Raw genomic sequence first — 15,876 nt, 5'->3', positions numbered from 1 at the left:
TATAATAATAAGTACCATTTTCTAATAGGAGAAGACGAATGAACGAACAATATTACGATGCAGTATTACATATAAAAACTGTCGGTGAGCAAAAGGGTTTTAACAAGTCTATGCATTATCACCGTTATGAACCGACGCCATATAGCGGATTAGATGAGTTATTGAATCAATATGAAATAAGAAGTAGCGACCGGGTTGTAGATTTTGGATGCGGAAAAGGACGATTAAATTTTTACATGCACCATAAGTGTGGTGCTTCAGCAGTTGGAATTGAAATGAATGAAGAGTTTTATAAAGAAGCAATGGATAATTTTGAGCGCTATGCACGAAAGGTAAGAAACAGTAAAGATAAAATTGGGTTTGAATGCTGTTTAGCGCAAGAATATGAGATTGATCCACGTGATAATCGGTTTTATTTTTTTAATCCATTTTCTGTACAAGTGTTTATGAACGTAGTAAATAACATTTTGCTTTCGGTAGAGGAAACAGAGAGAGAAGTAGATATTATTTTATACTATCCTTCTGAAGATTATATTTTCTTCTTAGAGAACCAGACTACGTTTGAGCTGAAGAGAGAAGTAAGGTTGCCAGGTGCTTATGAGAAGAATGGGAATGAGAGGTTTTTAGTTTATACATTAAGATTATAAAAAAAGCAGGTGCCAAGGCACCTGCTTTTTTTACTCACGTCTATATAATTAGTTACGGATTAAGTAATCAAATGCACCTAAAGCTGCGTTTGCACCTGAACCCATAGAGATGATGATTTGTTTGTACGGATTATTTGTACAGTCACCTGCAGCAAACACTCCTGGTACGTTTGTAGCGCCGTGCTTGTCTGTTACGATTTCACCGCGAGCGCGTTCAACTGTTTCGCCTAACCAGTCTGTGTTTGGCACAAGACCGATTTGTACGAATACACCTTGTAATTCAACGTGATGAACTTCTTCAGTTTCACGATCGATGTAAGAAATACCGTTTACTTTATCAGTACCAGTGATTTCTTTCGTTTGAACGTTTTTCAGAACAGTTACGTTTGGTAAGCTGTTAAGACGCTCTTGTAATACAGCATCAGCTTTTAATTCTGGCATGAATTCAAGAACAGTTACGTGCTTAACGATACCTGCTAAGTCGATAGCTGCTTCAATACCAGAGTTACCTCCGCCGATAACTGCTACGTCTTTTCCGATGAATAATGGACCGTCACAGTGTGGGCAGTATGCTACACCTTTATTTTTGAACTCAGCTTCACCTGGTACGCCAACGTTACGCCAGCGAGCACCTGTTGAAACGATTACGCTTTTACTTTTCAGAATAGCGCCGTTTTCAAGTTCCACTTCAATAAGTTCTTTTTTCTCTAAACGTTTTGCACGTTGTAGATTCATTACATCGATGTCGTATTCTTTTACGTGCTCTTCAAGGCTTGCTACTAGCTTAGGACCTTCAGTGCGTTTTACGCTGATGAAGTTCTCAATGCCCATAGTATCCATTACTTGACCACCGAAGCGCTCAGCAACGATACCAGTGCGGATGCCTTTACGTGCTGCATAAATTGCTGCACTTGCACCAGCAGGGCCGCCACCAACAACAAGAACATCGTATGGATCTTTATCAGAAAGCTCTGATGCATCTGGACCGTTACCCATTTTAGCTAAAATTTCTTCAAGTGTCATACGACCGCTTCCGAAAGATTCGCCGTTTAGGAAAACTGTTGGTACTGCCATGATGTCTTTGCTTTCTACTTCCTCTTTGAATGCAGCGCCATCAATCATAGTATGTGTAATACCAGAGTTTAGAACGCTCATTACGTTAAGAGCTTGTACAACATCAGGACAGTTATGACAACTTAGGCTGATATAAGATTCAAAATGATATTCGCCTTGAATGTTTTTAATTTGATCGATTAATTTTTGTTCAACTTTTGGAGCGCGTCCACTTACTTGTAGTAAAGCTAACACTAATGAAGTAAATTCGTGTCCTAATGGAATACCAGCGAATACGACACCAGTGTCTTCACCAGGGCGATTTACGCTAAAGCTTGGTGTTCTCTCTAATTCAACTTTTTCTACTGTAATCTTAGATGACATAGTAGCTAATTCGTCTACTAGAGCTAACATATCTTTAGATACGTCGTCGTCTCCAGCGCTTACTTTAAGTAAAATATCGTTCTCCATTAACTGAAGGTATTGGGATAGTTGTGTTTTTATATCTGCATCTAGTATCATTTTGATCGAACTCCTTAGATTTTGCCTACAAGGTCAAGGCTTGGTTTAAGTGTTGCAGAACCCTCTTGCCATTTAGCTGGGCAAACTTCACCTGGGTTGTTACGTACGTATTGAGCTGCTTTAATTTTGTTAACAAGAATGCTTGCGTCACGGCCGATACCGTCAGCATTGATTTCCATAGATTGGATAACGCCGTCTGGATCGATGATGAATGTACCACGAGCAGCAAGACCTTCTTCTTCCATTAAAACGTTGAAGTTTGTAGTGATTGTGCGAGTTGGGTCACCAATCATAATGTATTCGATTTTGCCGATAGTTTCTGAGCTATCATGCCATGCTTTGTGAGTGAAGTGAGTGTCTGTAGATACAGAGTATACTTCAACGCCTAAGTCTTTAAGAGTTGCATATTGGTTTTGTAAGTCTTCAAGTTCAGTTGGGCAAACGAATGTGAAGTCAGCTGGGTAGAAACAAACTACACTCCATTTTCCTTTTAAACTTTCGTCAGTAACTTGGATAAATTCTCCATTATGGTAAGCATTAGCTTTAAACGGTTTTACTTCTGTGCCGATTAATAACATATTAAAATTCCTCCTAAATGTTGGTTTTGAGCATCAAAAAATAGTGTGCTCATAAAATATATTTTTTAATTAACTATAATAATTCTAATTCGATATTAATTATCATATAGAAGTGGTTATTTTGTCAAGAGAATAAACCAACTTTATATCAATTTAATTAATATTTATTCTCAATTAAGGTTGTTAGAGAATTAAAAGGTAGTTTTCATGTAATCGATTTTCAACGAGTATGTAAAAGAGTAGTGCGTATGTTAGAGACATGGTGTAAGTATAAATTGTTAGGAAGGGAATATTTCTTAGAAGTTGTGGATTTGAAAAGGGATTGCTTATTTCTATTTTACAAAGAATTGTGCGATAAATAAAATAAAATGAATTAGAATCTTTTTGAACATTTTTTGTCATCTAAAATATATAATTAGGAAGCATATTGCAGTGATATAGAAACATTGACTCAAGATGTTAACAAGATATAATAAAATCTAGATATACCTTTCAAAAAGAAGAAGATATAATATAGGATAAAAATTTTTCAACCTATTATTTTTTATAGCTTTTAGAAAACGCTTACAATTAGTGTGGAGGGGAAACCATGTCTAAGTTCACAAAGTATTTTTTAATGGAAGCTAACGATGTGATTGTATATGTGAAAGAGAAATTATGTGAGTTTGAGGATGCAAAGGGGTTACAGTGTAAAGAAATAGGCGATGGTAATTTAAATTATGTATTCCGCGTTTGGGATGAGCAGAAGAATATTTCTGTCATTGTAAAGCAAGCTGGGGATACAGCAAGGATTTCAGATGAGTTTAAGTTGTCGACGAATCGTATTCGTATAGAATCAGATGTTTTGCAGTTAGAGGAGGAGTTAGCACCTGGGCTTGTTCCAAAGGTATATTTGTTTGATAGTGTGATGAATTGTTGCGTAATGGAAGATTTATCAGACCACACAATATTACGTACAGCACTTATAAATCATCAAATATTTCCGAGGCTTGCTGACGATGTAACGACTTTTTTGGTAAACACACTTTTATTAACATCGGATGTTGTAATGAATCATAAAGAGAAGAAGGAGCTTGTAAAAAACTATATAAATCCTGAATTATGTGAGATTACAGAAGACCTCGTATACGCTGAGCCATTTACAAATCATAATAAGCGTAACGAGTTATTTCCGCTAAATGAAGGATGGATTAGAGAGCATATTTATAGTGATAAAGAGCTTCGTATGGAAGTAGCAAAACGTAAGTTTTCTTTTATGACGAATGCACAGGCACTTATTCATGGTGATCTGCATACTGGTTCCGTTTTTGTGAAAAATGATTCCACGAAGATTATTGATCCTGAGTTTGCCTTTTATGGACCGATGGGATATGACGTTGGGAATGTAATGGCGAATTTAATGTTTGCTTGGGTGAATGCAGATGCGACTATGAAGCCTGGGGCTGAGAAAGATGCGTATATGGGTTGGCTACAATCGACAATGGTAGAGGTAATTGATTTATTTAAGAAGAAGTTTTTAAATGCTTGGAATATTCATGTGACCGAGATTATGGCGAAGGAAGAAGGCTTTAACGAAGTATATTTACAATCTGTATTAGAGGATACAGCTGCAGTGACGGGCCTTGAGTTAATTCGTCGTATTGTTGGGTTAGCGAAAGTAAAGGATATTACTTGTATCGAGAATGAGGAAGCACGTGCCAGAGCAGAACGTATTTGTCTTCAAGTAGCGAAGAAATTTATTTTACGGGCTAATCAATATAAAACAGGCACAAGTTTTGTAGAAACGTTAAAAGAACAGTCAATGCACTACGCGAAGTAAGGGGAGAAGATGATGGAAGAGCAATTAATACCCATTCAGTGGAAAGATGATTCTTTAATTTTATTAGATCAAACATTATTACCGAATGAGGTTGTCTATGAATCTTTCAAGACAGCTGAAAGCGTGTGGGATGCCATTCAAGTAATGAAAGTAAGAGGAGCACCAGCGATTGGTGTTTCGGCAGCGTATGGTGTGTGTTTAGGAATAAAGGAAGTTATTCAAAGTAAGATGGAAGACTTTATAGAGGAAGTCAAAAAGGTATGTGCATATTTGGCAACATCAAGGCCAACAGCAGTAAATTTATTTTGGGCACTTGAAAGAATGGAGACAGTCGCGACAGAGAACTCACATTTATCAATCGGCCAGTTGAAAGATAGATTACTAGAAGAGGCAAAAGAGATTCATAGAGAAGATGAAGAAATTAACCGTCAAATCGGAGAACATGCATTAACGTTATTCCATGATGGAATGGGAGTGTTAACACATTGTAATGCTGGTGCGTTAGCGACGACTAAGTATGGGACTGCGACAGCTCCAATGTACTTAGCGAAAGAAAAAGGATGGGACTTAAAAATCTTTTCGGATGAAACACGTCCTAGATTACAAGGTTCAACGTTAACAGCATTAGAACTACAGCGAGCGGGGATTGATGTTACTGTCATTACGGATAATATGGCAGCTATGGTCATGTCACAAGGGAAGATTGAGGCGGTAATCGTTGGGTGCGACCGTGTGGCAGCAAACGGTGATGTAGCAAATAAAATTGGGACATTAGGCGTATCTATTTTAGCAAAATACTACAACATTCCGTTTTATGTAGCAGCACCAACACCGACAATCGACTTAAAAACACCGACAGGAAAAGAAATTCCAATCGAGGAAAGAGATGCTTCTGAAGTGATTAATCGCTTCGGACAATATTCTGCTCCGAAAGAAAGTAAAGTATATAATCCGGCATTTGATGTCACACCACATGAAAATGTAACAGCGATTATTACGGAAAAAGGGATTGTAAAAGCACCGTTTACGGAGAACTTAAAAAAGCTATTTCAATAAGTAGATAGATTTAAAAAGTCAGTCATCATAAGCTTCATACTTAGGGGGATGTATATGTTATTACAAAAAGAAAGAGAAGAAATTGTAGCGTATGGAAAGAAAATGATTTCTAGCGGTTTAACAAAGGGGACAGGCGGCAATATTAGTATTTTCAATCGTGAACAAGGTCTTGTTGCGATTAGCCCAAGTGGTTTAGAGTATTATGAAACAAAACCTGAAGATGTAGTTATATTAAACTTAGATGGTGAAGTGGTAGAGGGAGAGAGAAAACCGTCAAGCGAGCTCGATATGCACCTTATATATTATAGAAATCGTGAAGATATAAATGCGCTTGTGCATACACATTCACCTTATGCGAAGACAATTGCATCATTAGGGTGGGAGCTTCCTGCTGTATCATATTTAATTGCTTTCGCAGGCCCGAATGTACGCTGTGCACCGTATGAAACATTTGGTACGAAGCAATTAGCGGATGCTGCTTTTGAAGGCATGATTGATCGCCGTGCCGTTTTACTTGAGAACCACGGTTTAATTGCAGGTGCAAATAACATAAAAATGGCGTTTACTGTTGCAGAAGAAATTGAGTTTTGTGCGCAAATTTATTATCAAACGAAAAGCGTCGGAGAGCCGAAGCTATTGCCAGAAGATGAGATGGCGAATTTGGCGAAGAAGTTTGAAGGGTATGGGCAGCAGTAAATGAAGAAACACCCTCAAGATTTCACTCTTGAGGGTGTTTCTATGCCTTCTTAAGCAACAAATACATAAAGTAAGGAGCACCAATTAAAGCAACGACAATACCTGCTGGGATGCCATTAGGATCAACGATGTTTCGTCCGATTGTGTCTGCTAATAGCAATAGCCATCCGCCGATTAAAACGGCGATAGGCATGAAAATTTGATGTCTTGGACCTACTAAAGATTTCGCGATATGAGGAGCCATTAGTCCGATAAAGCTAATTCCTCCTGTTACGGAAACAGCTGCAGCTGCAAGCGCAACGGCTGCAACTAATAAGTATCTGCGTTCTTTTTCAATTTCAATTCCAACACCGATTGCGACTGGCTCGTTTAATGCTAGAATGTTTAATCGATTTGCTTTATAGAAAACGAACGGAATTAATACGATTAACCATGGGAGCATTGCTAAAACGAAGATCCAGTCATCTCCCCAAATATTTCCGGCAATCCATTTTGAAATAAAGTCCACTTTCATACGATCAGCGGATGAAATAAGGACAATCATCATTCCAGATAGTGCAAATGCAAAACCGATACCAGTTAATGTTAATCGTATTGGCTGAAGTCCAGTTGATTTACTATATGAAAATACGTAAATTAGAACAGCTGTCAGAAAAGCCCCGATAAATCCAACGACAGGTAGTAAATAAAGGAATGAACCTACATCTATTGGAAAGTATAAAAAGAAAATAGCAACAGCAACACCGGCCCCAGAGTTGATTCCGAGAATACCAGGTTCAGCTAAATCATTTCGAGTAATTCCTTGCAGAATAGCCCCTGATAAAGCGAGAGCCATACCAGCTAATAATGTAATAACAATTCTAGGTAGTCTTAAAGAGTATAAAACAAACTCCTCTTTAAAAGTCCCCTGTCCCATTAATGTTGGGAGTAGTCGATCATAAGATAAAGATGCTGAACCAAGTCCCATTCCAACTACAATGGTGGTGATGGTCAGTATTAGTAAAGCGAGTATAATAAGACGTTGTTTTCTTAGAATAGATTGCATCATGAGAATGTTTTTCCTCCTTTACGTACAACGAATAGGAAGAATGGCAGCCCTACAATTGCGACAATAGCGGCAACTGGTGTTTCGTATGGAGCGTTAATAGTACGTCCGATTGTATCTGCAAGTAGCATAAAGGAAGCTCCAGCAATTGCTGACATCGGTATAACAAATCGGTAATCTGGACCGACAATTGGGCGTACCATGTGAGGTACCATTAAACCGATAAATGCCATATTTCCGACAAGCGCTACAGAAGCACCAGCAAGTAAGATAATAATGATAAATAGAATGGTTTTAATAACAATAATTTTTTGACCTAGTCCAATAGCCACTTCTTCACTGAAACTAAGAATTGTCAATTTTTTTGCTAGTAAGATAGCGATAAAGATACTAATTGAAATGACTGGAATAATAATTTTTAATTGGCTCCAAGTAGTTCCAATTACGCCCCCAGCAGTCCAAAGTGATACATCTTGTGAAATTTTGAAGTAAATGCCGACTCCTTCTGAAATTGCGAGTAGAAATGCTGAAACGGCAGCACCGGCTAATACAATTCGAAGAGGGGATAGCCCGCCTTTTTTCACCATACCAATTCCAAATACCATAATTGCGCCAATTGCAGCACCAATAAAGCAAGCAAATGTTAAGTAAAGATAGCTGATGGAAGGATTGAAAGCAAGTGTCAGTGCAAGCGCAGCATTTGCTCCACCAGATAGCCCTAATAATCCAGGATCTGCAAGTGGATTTCGTGTTAATCCTTGCATAATTGCTCCAGAAACAGCAAGTCCAGCTCCTACAAAAATAGCAGCAACTTCACGTGGCAAACGTATTTCGCGAATAATAGATATTTTGTCCCCTTTAGCGGAGGAAGTAAGTGCTAACCATACGTCTTTTATTGAAGTATCTGCAGCACCTAATACCATTGCTACCATAAAAATAAGAAAGAATGCAATTATGCTCAAAATTAGTTTGTATGTAAAAGCTATAGAACGTGGATTGTCGTGATCTTTTGTCATTCGTTTCACATCTTTTCTGTTCATAGAATAAAGGAAGAGGAATTCTTAAATTAAGAATTCCTCATGTTTGTATTATTTACCAAGAAAGCTTTTCTTGAAGAAGTCTAGTTGGAAATCTAATGTAAGTGGATCATTGAAATAGAATTCCATCATGTTTGCTTCGTATACGCGATTATTTTTTACTGCTGGGATGTTTTTATATGATTCTGTCTCTTGGAATGAGTTATCAGTATCTTTGTTTTTACTTACGATTAAGTAATCACCAGCAAACTCAGGTAATACTTCAGTAGATAATGCGTAGTAACCTTCTTTTAATGCTTTTTCTTTTACTTTTTCAGGCATTTTTAATTTCATTTCTTGGTATAGAATTTCTGTTCCACGGCCCCAGTTTTCGCCGTATACATAAAGCTGTTTGTTGAAGTTTTCTACAACAGAAACTGTTGCATCTTCACCGATTTTTGCTTTAATTTCTTTACCAGCGTCCTGTGCACGTTTCTTGAAGTCATCAACCCAAGTTTTTGCTTCTTTTTCTTTGTTTAATAATTTACCGATTTCTAAATGCTGTGTTAAGTAATCAACTTTTCCGTAAGTGTACGTTACAGTAGGAGCGATCTTCTTTAACTTATCAACATTTTTAATATTTGATAAACCAATGATTAAATCTGGATTTAGTTCAGCGATTTTTTCAACGTTTTCATCTGATACTTCAGCAACATCTTTAAGTTTGCTATCAAAGCGTGGGTTTTGTTTAGACCATGAATCTACCCCAACAAGATTTACATCTAATGACATTACGTTACCAGCGAATGATGATAAAACAACAACACGTTTTGGATTTGCAGGAACTTCTACTTTACCATTTTCAGATTGGTATGTAATTGTTTCTGATTTACTACCTTTTGCATCGTTCTTTTTGTCTGTAGAGCCATTGCTACAAGCGCTCATAACAAGAACGAAAAGAACTGTTAGTGAAATAAATAACTTTTTCATTGTCTTTCTCCTTTAACATAGATGATATTTGTATATAATAATTTGTTTAACTGCAATCTTTTTGAAAGAGTAGTGGTAATGCAAAATGCTTATTAAAAATCTTGAATATGAGATTCTAAAATATAGTATTAACCATATTAATAAAAGAAGATGTAATCTCAAATTTACTAATTATTAACAAAATGATAATGATTATCACTATTGATTCTTTAAATAATATAATTTTATATAGGTGTATTGTCAATAGTAATTTTGATTGTAAATTTTGCGGAAACAGGTTATATTTTATTGAGAATGATAATCAATGACTAGTAGCTGAGGAGTGACACGAATGAATCAAGAAGAATTGTTTGATGTAACTGTGATAGGCGGAGGGCCTGCAGGGCTTTATTCAGCTTTTTATAGTGGACTCAGAGAGATGAAAACGAAAATAATAGAATTTCAACCACAATTAGGTGGAAAAATACATGTTTATCCAGAGAAGATGATTTGGGATGTAGGAGGGCTGCTGCCAGTTACAGGTGATAAATTAATTGAACAACTTGTACAGCAAGGGCTAACATTTAAGCCAGAAGAGGTATTAAATACAAAAGTAGAATCGATTATTCGTAACGAAGATGGCACTTTTACGTTAAAAGCAAGCACTGGAGAAGAACATTTTTCAAAAACAGTTATCGTCGCAACTGGAAGTGGTATATTGAAACCTCAAAAGTTATCAATTGAAGGTGCTGAGCGATTTGAAGTATCTAATTTAAATTATACAGTGAAATCTTTAAAGCGTTTCAAAGGTAAGACGGTCATTATTTCCGGCGGAGGAAATTCTGCTGTTGATTGGGCAAATGAATTAGAACCAATTGCGAAAAAAGTGTATGTAACATATAGAAAAGAAGAATTATCTGGTCATGAAGCACAAGTAAAACAACTGCTGAACAGCTCGGCGGAGTGTTTCTTTAATACATCGATTACAAAACTCATTGCTGGTGATAATCATGAAGCGATCGAATATGTAGAATTAACGAATCATGAAACAAGTGAAATTTCACATTTACCTATTGATGAAGTGATTATTAACCATGGATATGAACGTGACATTACGTTATTAGAAAATAGTGAGTTAGACGTTGCAATTATAGATAATTATTATATTGCAGGTAATGCGAATAGTGAGTCCTCTGTAGATGGATTATATGCTGCGGGAGATATTTTAAAGCACGAAGGGAAATTACACTTAATTGCGGGAGCATTCCAAGATGCTGGAAATGCTGTAAATAAAGCGAAACAATTTATTCAACCAGATGCAAGTGAGTACGGAATGGTTTCTTCGCATAATGAAGTATTTAAGAAGAGAAATCGTGAATTGATCAAGCAGATGATGAAATAATAAAGTTAAACTGTAATCAGTGGGGCTATTCCCAGCTGAGTATGGCCGCGCACTAATAGCGGGATAAAGAAACAAGTAACCCCCATTTACTTCTCTTCTCGAGTGACGAGAGAGGTAAATGGGGGTTTTCCTGTTTACTATATTTTCAATCATTGTAATGACACCGGTTTCATCAGTTCATGTGATATGAACGTTTTATTTGTAAATCTTCCTAGAAAACAATGAATCTATGTTTTACTGCCGCAGAACAGTATTACATTATGCTGTCCCTTTAGCTCGTTCGTTAGGAAATGGCATATTTAATATGGAGGCAATGTACTGTTTTCCATGCATTCGAGCTAATGATTCTAATATTTGACGGACGCGTTTTGTAAGATGTCCTTGTTCCTTTATAGCTTCACAATATGCGTCATAGAAAGCGTATTTAGCCCAAAGGAAATCATCTTGTTGGAATAAAAAATGATTTTTGTACCATTCCCCAATTGTATGGTAACAATTGTTTTCATGTATTGCTGCGCTTTGAGAAAGAATACGATCAGATAAAGATGTAGTTAAATGAGAAATTGTGTTTTCTGTTTCAAATTGTAATGTTTTTTCTAACATTGTAATGATGTGACGAGTAGCCATATGTTAACTCTCCTTTGTGTAAATGGGTAATACCATTCTATATTTAAAAAATCCTTACTATATTATTATACAATATATGGAATGCATCCACCTTCTTTTTAAATTGCATTTACAAAATCTTTTTTATTTGTTTACAAAAATAAAGTAAGATACAGTATATATGAAAAAATAATAAAGGAATGAACGCGTTGTATATAACAGTAGAAGAAGCTGCGGAGTATTTGAATTTACCAAAGTCGTATATTGAAGAGCTAATTCAGCAAAAGAAAATTCGTGCACTATTTGATGGAGAGCAATATTTATTAAATAAAGAACAATTCAATACACATTTAGAACAAATGGAGAAATATAAGCAATTAGTGGAAGATATATTGAATGAACCAATTCCAGAAGATATGGATGTTAAAGACGAAGATTAAACTATGGGAAATCCCGTATGAAGATATGCAGAAATGTATCTTCATACGGGATTTTTTGTTTAAAGATATTAAAAGCCTAAGGAGCGTTTAGCATTTCTTCGAATTTTGATAGGTAGTAGTCTACCATGTTAAAAGCATATTTTTTTCTAGCTAGGACAAACATAGAGAACGTAACCTGTACAGATACATATACTATCAGTGCAAATGCTTATAAATTAATGGAAGGGGTTTTCTCGTGAGTTTATTTCATTGTGATTTTTTGAAAGACTTAATTGGATCTTTTGTGAGAGTAAACAGGGGTGGTCCAGAATCTCAAAAAGGAACAATAATATCAGTATGTCCGGACTACTTCGTATTGCAGAATGAAAAAGGTGAGCTTTATTACTATCAACTTAGTCATCTAAAAAGTATTACAAAAAATGCGAAAGACTGTGGATCAAGTGATTGCGATTGGGAAGATTGTGCATGTGCAGAAGACTTTGAAGCACTACTTCAAAGCTTCAAATATTGCTGGGTGAAAATTAATCGCGGTGGTCCAGAGAAAGTAGAAGGCATCTTACAAGATGTTTCGTGTGATTTCGTAACATTGATCGTAAAAGAAGAAATTATATTAGTTGCAATAAAGCATATTAAAAGCGTTAACTATAATGCATTAGCATGCGGAGAGAGCGATGAGAGCGACGATAGTAGTAGTAAGGAAAGTAGTAGCAATAATTCAGGTCGCGCTCGTGCACAAAGACAATCAAGTAGAGGAAGATAATAAGAAAGGGGGATACGAAATTGGAGAGCATATTATGCTGTGAGCAAATTAAGTGTTTAGTCGGTGAGACTGTAAAAGTAAATCTTCGTGGACCAGAGAGTCGAGTGGGGGTACTTGTATCGTTAGGAAGAGATTACCTTACATTACAACTTCCTCTTGGTGAACTAGTATATTACCAACTAAAGCATGTGAAGAGTCTAGTTAAGAAAGTGAAAGAAAGTAAATGTGGCGATTGCTATGTTTCAAGTTTCTGCTCTGATGATGATACTTTTGTCGATGTATTACGTGACTTGAAGTATAAGTGGGTAAAGATTAATCGTGGCGGTCCAGAATGTGTAGAAGGTTTGTTAAGTGAGGTACACCATGACTGTATTACACTAGTAAACTGCGATGAAGTTATTTATGTAATTAAGTCTCATATTAAGAGTGTGAGCCAAGTAGTGAAATGTAAAAAGAATGAAGAAGAATAATGTTTGATAAATAAGAGGGGCATTATGGTTGAAGGTGAAGAACGATTTCTTATTTCGGATAGTATGAAAAGGAAGTCTTTACTATTAAGACGGAACATTGCCCCTGATTATTTTTTTGAATGGAGAATAGGAAAGCAAAAAATTTATAGGAAGGAGGATATAGATGAATGAGTTAAACAAAAGTATTGGAGAAAATATATATGTTAAACTAATCGGTGAAAAAAGATTTAAAGGTGTATTAATAGACGTAGGAAATGATATTGTTGTTCTTTACAATGGACAAGACTACGTATATATATCTTTATACCATGTACAATATTATAAATTTTTAAGACCATATGATGAGGAAATATCAAAACCAGATGTTGACTCTGTAATTAAGAGGGAATCGCCTTCTATTTCTTTAAGAAAAGTATTAAGCACTTCTAAAGGGATTTTTACAGAGGTTTATGTAGCAGGAAATGCTCCAATACATGGTTATGTTACAAGTGTAATGAACGATTATATTGTTTTTTATAGCCCAGTTTATAAAACAGTATATATATCTTTAAAGCATTTGAAATGGTTAATTCCGTATAAAGAAAACCAAGTCCCGTACGCCCTCAATAAAAATGAACTCCCCGTGAATCCATTAAATATTACGTTAGCTAGAACATTCGAAGAACAGCTTATTAAAATGTCCGGCAAAATCATGGTGTTCGATTTAGGTGAGGAATCTAATAAAATCGGAAAGATGGCAAAGATTGATGAAGGGCATATTGAAATATTAAAAGCACGTGATGCAAAAATGTATGTGAATATTCAACATGTGAAATCTGTCCATTGTCCGTAATCTAGTTGAAAGGGCTGGCTTTTTCTTTTATATGCAGAAGAAAAGGTCGAGCCTATTTGTTTAGCTCGATTTGAATATGAGAGGGAAAATGAATTGAATATAAATGTGTTAGTGTGACCTTTGAAGAGGAAATCTTGTGCAAAATTATAAAAAATATGTACGAGCCATTTTTTATATATTCAATTTATTTTTTTGTGGGAGAACTGCTCAACTAATATATTAAAGGGGTTTTGTTTGTGGAGCAGTTTCCAAATTCGTTATCGATTACATTACTTGGTAGTGCTGGTGGAGCAGCAAAAGCAGTTTTAGCAATTTTAAATCAAGCGATAGCAAATGAAAAAGACCCGATTTATGAAGCGATAAAGAATGTTACATTTCATTTGGTTGACATAAAACAAAAAGATAGGGCTTATTATGGTGAGTTGTTTCCAAATTTGAAAGATCAATTGTTTTTATATGAAATTGACCTTCAAGATGTAGTGAAATTCAAACAACATTTGAAAGAAAAAAGCACGGGTGTTGTTATTGATGTTTCAGGGGCAGATACAATCAGAGTATTAAGTTGTTGTAATGAACTTGGAATTTGTTATATTAATTCAGCTTTGGAAAATGAGGAAGTAGATCAGGACGATAGTTTAATCGGTTTTCAGCTTACGGAAAGATATACGAGGTTTGAGAAGGAGAAAGAGAAATTTACAAATACAAAAGCAATTATAGGCTCAGGTATGAATCCAGGTGTTGTTCAATGGATGGTTGTTGAACTTATGAAGGAACGTCCAAAGGAAAAGCCAAGAGCATGTTATATAGTAGAACATGATACGTCATTTTTAAATGATACAGCACTTATAAAGCCTCATACACTTTATGCTTCATGGGCAGTAGAGCGATTTTTAGATGAAGCGATATGGAGTTATCCGATGTATATGAGTCATCATCGTCCTCTTTATTTTTATGAAGATGTATATGCTTCAGAGTATAAAGTAAAGTTAGGAGAGAAAGAGTTTTATGGCTGTTTAATGCCACATGAGGAAGTTTTAATTTTAGGAAAAAACTTCAATATGGAAGTGGGTTTTCTTTACCGAATTAATGAGTATACGACTAATGTAATTAGACAGAACTTAGATCAAGTAGAAGATTTATGGAGTTGGAATCGTAAAGTATTTAATCCAGCCGAAGAAGAGATTGCCGGCGAGGATCTAGTAGGTGTATTACTCGTTTATGAAAATAGTGAGACATATATGTATAACGTGATGAATAGCAGTCAAGTTTTTCATAAATATAAAACGAATGCGACTTACTTCCAAGTAGGATGCGGAATTTATGCTGGCTTGTGTAGTTTACTGTTCGATAACTTTAAACAAGGTGCCTATTATGTAGAGGAATTATTATTAAATACAGAGAGTAAGTACGGAGAATATTTGAATTTATATATGAAGGATTTTGTAGTGGGCGGAAATGACTTTACGGATGGATTGCTACATGATCGGGTAAGATGGATATAAGTTGTGACGAAAAGGAAGGGGAAATCTCCTTCCTTTTCGTATGATAAGGTTACATCTTACCCTGAAAGCAATTTCATACTTATAATTTAAGGAGATAATATGTAGAGCTTTTGTATTGAGTATGAGGAGTATTTATATGAACAAATTTAAAAGCTTGATATATGAGGAAAGAGAAGCTTTAAAAGTATTTAAAAAAATTAACGGATTTGTTAGAGAAAATCGGTAAAGATTTTTACAAAACAAAGGAGAATGGTACGGGACTGGGGTTAATGATTACATATAAAATCATTGAGGAACATCAAGGAAGTATCGCGATTCAAAGTAGCATGGGAATAGGAACGAAAGAGGAAATTTTTTACCGACAGCATAATGTGCTAGAGAAAAATATTTTTCAGAAAAGTGTTCTTGTTGTGTAAATATAAACATTTTATAAAATGTTTCAAGAAGGGTTTTTTTTATAAAA

Annotated in this window: 16 protein-coding genes and 1 pseudogene; 11 read left to right on the top strand and 6 right to left on the bottom strand. The window is 35.6% G+C overall.

The features are described from left to right. Positions 1–38: 38 nt before the first annotated feature. Positions 39–647 (top strand): SAM-dependent methyltransferase, encoded by a 609-nt coding sequence (locus CER22_RS17275; protein ID WP_088061567.1) that lies wholly within the window; start codon positions 39–41, stop codon positions 645–647. A 48-nt stretch (positions 648–695) separates the two neighbouring features. Here the strand turns inward: CER22_RS17275 and ahpF are convergent, their stop codons facing one another. Both ahpF and ahpC read right to left on the bottom strand, forming a co-directional pair. Then, the gene (gene ahpF / locus CER22_RS17270) at positions 696–2,222 is read right to left on the bottom strand and encodes an alkyl hydroperoxide reductase subunit F (protein WP_000599491.1); all 1,527 of its coding nucleotides are present in this window, start codon (positions 2,220–2,222) and stop codon (positions 696–698) included. 14 nt (positions 2,223–2,236) lie between these two features. Beyond that, positions 2,237–2,800 (bottom strand): alkyl hydroperoxide reductase subunit C, encoded by a 564-nt coding sequence (gene ahpC / locus CER22_RS17265; RefSeq protein ID WP_000924420.1) that lies wholly within the window; start codon positions 2,798–2,800, stop codon positions 2,237–2,239. A gap of 589 nt (positions 2,801–3,389) precedes the next feature. On the opposite strand from ahpC, the gene mtnK reads away from it, so the two are divergent. From mtnK to CER22_RS17250, 3 genes are read left to right on the top strand one after another with little or no spacing between them, the layout of a single operon-like run. After that, positions 3,390–4,619, top strand: coding sequence for an S-methyl-5-thioribose kinase (mtnK, locus tag CER22_RS17260; protein WP_088061569.1), 1,230 nt, complete (start codon positions 3,390–3,392; stop codon positions 4,617–4,619). Between the two features lie 12 nt (positions 4,620–4,631). Then, complete coding sequence (mtnA, locus tag CER22_RS17255) at positions 4,632–5,675, top strand: S-methyl-5-thioribose-1-phosphate isomerase (RefSeq protein WP_141542812.1); 1,044 nt, start codon at positions 4,632–4,634, stop codon at positions 5,673–5,675. 54 nt (positions 5,676–5,729) lie between these two features. Further along, positions 5,730–6,371, top strand: coding sequence for an L-fuculose-phosphate aldolase (locus CER22_RS17250; RefSeq protein WP_000926561.1), 642 nt, complete (start codon positions 5,730–5,732; stop codon positions 6,369–6,371). Between the two features lie 40 nt (positions 6,372–6,411). Here the strand turns inward: CER22_RS17250 and CER22_RS17245 are convergent, their stop codons facing one another. The 3 genes from CER22_RS17245 to CER22_RS17235 are packed head-to-tail and all read right to left on the bottom strand — an operon-like array spanning position 6,412 to position 9,422. Continuing rightward, positions 6,412–7,419 (bottom strand): FecCD family ABC transporter permease, encoded by a 1,008-nt coding sequence (locus CER22_RS17245; RefSeq protein WP_088061572.1) that lies wholly within the window; start codon positions 7,417–7,419, stop codon positions 6,412–6,414. Next, the gene (locus CER22_RS17240) at positions 7,416–8,456 is read right to left on the bottom strand and encodes a FecCD family ABC transporter permease (RefSeq protein ID WP_142293504.1); all 1,041 of its coding nucleotides are present in this window, start codon (positions 8,454–8,456) and stop codon (positions 7,416–7,418) included. The genes CER22_RS17245 and CER22_RS17240 overlap by 4 nt, the downstream gene beginning before the upstream one ends. Before the next feature lie 48 nt (positions 8,457–8,504). Next, positions 8,505–9,422 carry an iron-hydroxamate ABC transporter substrate-binding protein gene (locus CER22_RS17235; RefSeq protein WP_000732569.1) on the bottom strand — a complete coding sequence of 306 codons (918 nt, stop codon included), beginning with the start codon at positions 9,420–9,422 and terminating at the stop codon, positions 8,505–8,507. 331 nt (positions 9,423–9,753) lie between these two features. Here CER22_RS17235 and CER22_RS17225 point away from each other — a divergent pair, with 331 nt between their 5' ends. Then, on the top strand, positions 9,754–10,803 hold the full coding sequence (locus CER22_RS17225) for an NAD(P)/FAD-dependent oxidoreductase (RefSeq protein ID WP_088609254.1): 1,050 nt from the start codon (positions 9,754–9,756) through the stop codon (positions 10,801–10,803). 258 nt (positions 10,804–11,061) lie between these two features. On the opposite strand, the gene CER22_RS17215 is transcribed toward CER22_RS17225, so the two are convergent. Further along, positions 11,062–11,430, bottom strand: a complete 369-nt coding sequence (locus CER22_RS17215) for a hypothetical protein (RefSeq protein ID WP_046953739.1) — start codon at positions 11,428–11,430, stop codon at positions 11,062–11,064. A gap of 179 nt (positions 11,431–11,609) precedes the next feature. On the opposite strand from CER22_RS17215, the gene CER22_RS17210 reads away from it, so the two are divergent. The 6 genes and pseudogenes from CER22_RS17210 to CER22_RS17180 all read left to right on the top strand — a co-directional run. Continuing rightward, entirely contained in the window at positions 11,610–11,849 is a 240-nt protein-coding gene (locus CER22_RS17210; RefSeq protein ID WP_002006755.1) for a helix-turn-helix domain-containing protein, read from the top strand. Positions 11,850–12,084: 235 nt separating this feature from the next. Beyond that, a complete protein-coding gene (locus tag CER22_RS17205; protein ID WP_088061576.1) occupies positions 12,085–12,609 on the top strand; it encodes a spore coat protein in 525 nt (174 codons plus the stop codon). A 20-nt stretch (positions 12,610–12,629) separates the two neighbouring features. Then, a complete protein-coding gene (locus tag CER22_RS17200) occupies positions 12,630–13,079 on the top strand; it encodes a spore coat protein (protein WP_088061577.1) in 450 nt (149 codons plus the stop codon). Between the two features lie 163 nt (positions 13,080–13,242). Beyond that, positions 13,243–13,911, top strand: coding sequence for a hypothetical protein (locus tag CER22_RS17190; RefSeq protein ID WP_001004279.1), 669 nt, complete (start codon positions 13,243–13,245; stop codon positions 13,909–13,911). A 236-nt stretch (positions 13,912–14,147) separates the two neighbouring features. Then, a complete protein-coding gene (locus CER22_RS17185) occupies positions 14,148–15,413 on the top strand; it encodes an S-adenosylmethionine decarboxylase related protein (RefSeq protein WP_088061581.1) in 1,266 nt (421 codons plus the stop codon). A 209-nt stretch (positions 15,414–15,622) separates the two neighbouring features. Continuing rightward, positions 15,623–15,829, top strand: a pseudogene (locus CER22_RS17180) (ATP-binding protein); the annotation flags it as partial. Positions 15,830–15,876 lie beyond the last annotated feature (47 nt).

This window comes from Bacillus sp. K2I17 (genome assembly GCF_002209985.1).
In the GTDB taxonomy this organism is placed as follows: domain Bacteria; phylum Bacillota; class Bacilli; order Bacillales; family Bacillaceae_G; genus Bacillus_A; species Bacillus_A wiedmannii.
This window is presented reverse-complemented; position numbering and strand designations above follow the sequence as displayed.

What these genes read in the sequence shown, in the direction of transcription:
- CER22_RS17275 (WP_088061567.1), top strand. Translation starts at nt 39, where the DNA reads ATGAACGAACAATATTACGATGCAGTATTACATATAAAAACTGTCGGT.
- ahpF (WP_000599491.1), bottom strand. Translation starts at nt 2,222, where the DNA reads ATGATACTAGATGCAGATATAAAAACACAACTATCCCAATACCTTCAG.
- ahpC (WP_000924420.1), bottom strand. Translation starts at nt 2,800, where the DNA reads ATGTTATTAATCGGCACAGAAGTAAAACCGTTTAAAGCTAATGCTTAC.
- mtnK (WP_088061569.1), top strand. Translation starts at nt 3,390, where the DNA reads ATGTCTAAGTTCACAAAGTATTTTTTAATGGAAGCTAACGATGTGATT.
- mtnA (WP_141542812.1), top strand. Translation starts at nt 4,632, where the DNA reads ATGGAAGAGCAATTAATACCCATTCAGTGGAAAGATGATTCTTTAATT.
- CER22_RS17250 (WP_000926561.1), top strand. Translation starts at nt 5,730, where the DNA reads ATGTTATTACAAAAAGAAAGAGAAGAAATTGTAGCGTATGGAAAGAAA.
- CER22_RS17245 (WP_088061572.1), bottom strand. Translation starts at nt 7,419, where the DNA reads ATGATGCAATCTATTCTAAGAAAACAACGTCTTATTATACTCGCTTTA.
- CER22_RS17240 (WP_142293504.1), bottom strand. Translation starts at nt 8,456, where the DNA reads ATGAACAGAAAAGATGTGAAACGAATGACAAAAGATCACGACAATCCA.
- CER22_RS17235 (WP_000732569.1), bottom strand. Translation starts at nt 9,422, where the DNA reads ATGAAAAAGTTATTTATTTCACTAACAGTTCTTTTCGTTCTTGTTATG.
- CER22_RS17225 (WP_088609254.1), top strand. Translation starts at nt 9,754, where the DNA reads ATGAATCAAGAAGAATTGTTTGATGTAACTGTGATAGGCGGAGGGCCT.
- CER22_RS17215 (WP_046953739.1), bottom strand. Translation starts at nt 11,430, where the DNA reads ATGGCTACTCGTCACATCATTACAATGTTAGAAAAAACATTACAATTT.
- CER22_RS17210 (WP_002006755.1), top strand. Translation starts at nt 11,610, where the DNA reads ATGAACGCGTTGTATATAACAGTAGAAGAAGCTGCGGAGTATTTGAAT.
- CER22_RS17190 (WP_001004279.1), top strand. Translation starts at nt 13,243, where the DNA reads ATGAATGAGTTAAACAAAAGTATTGGAGAAAATATATATGTTAAACTA.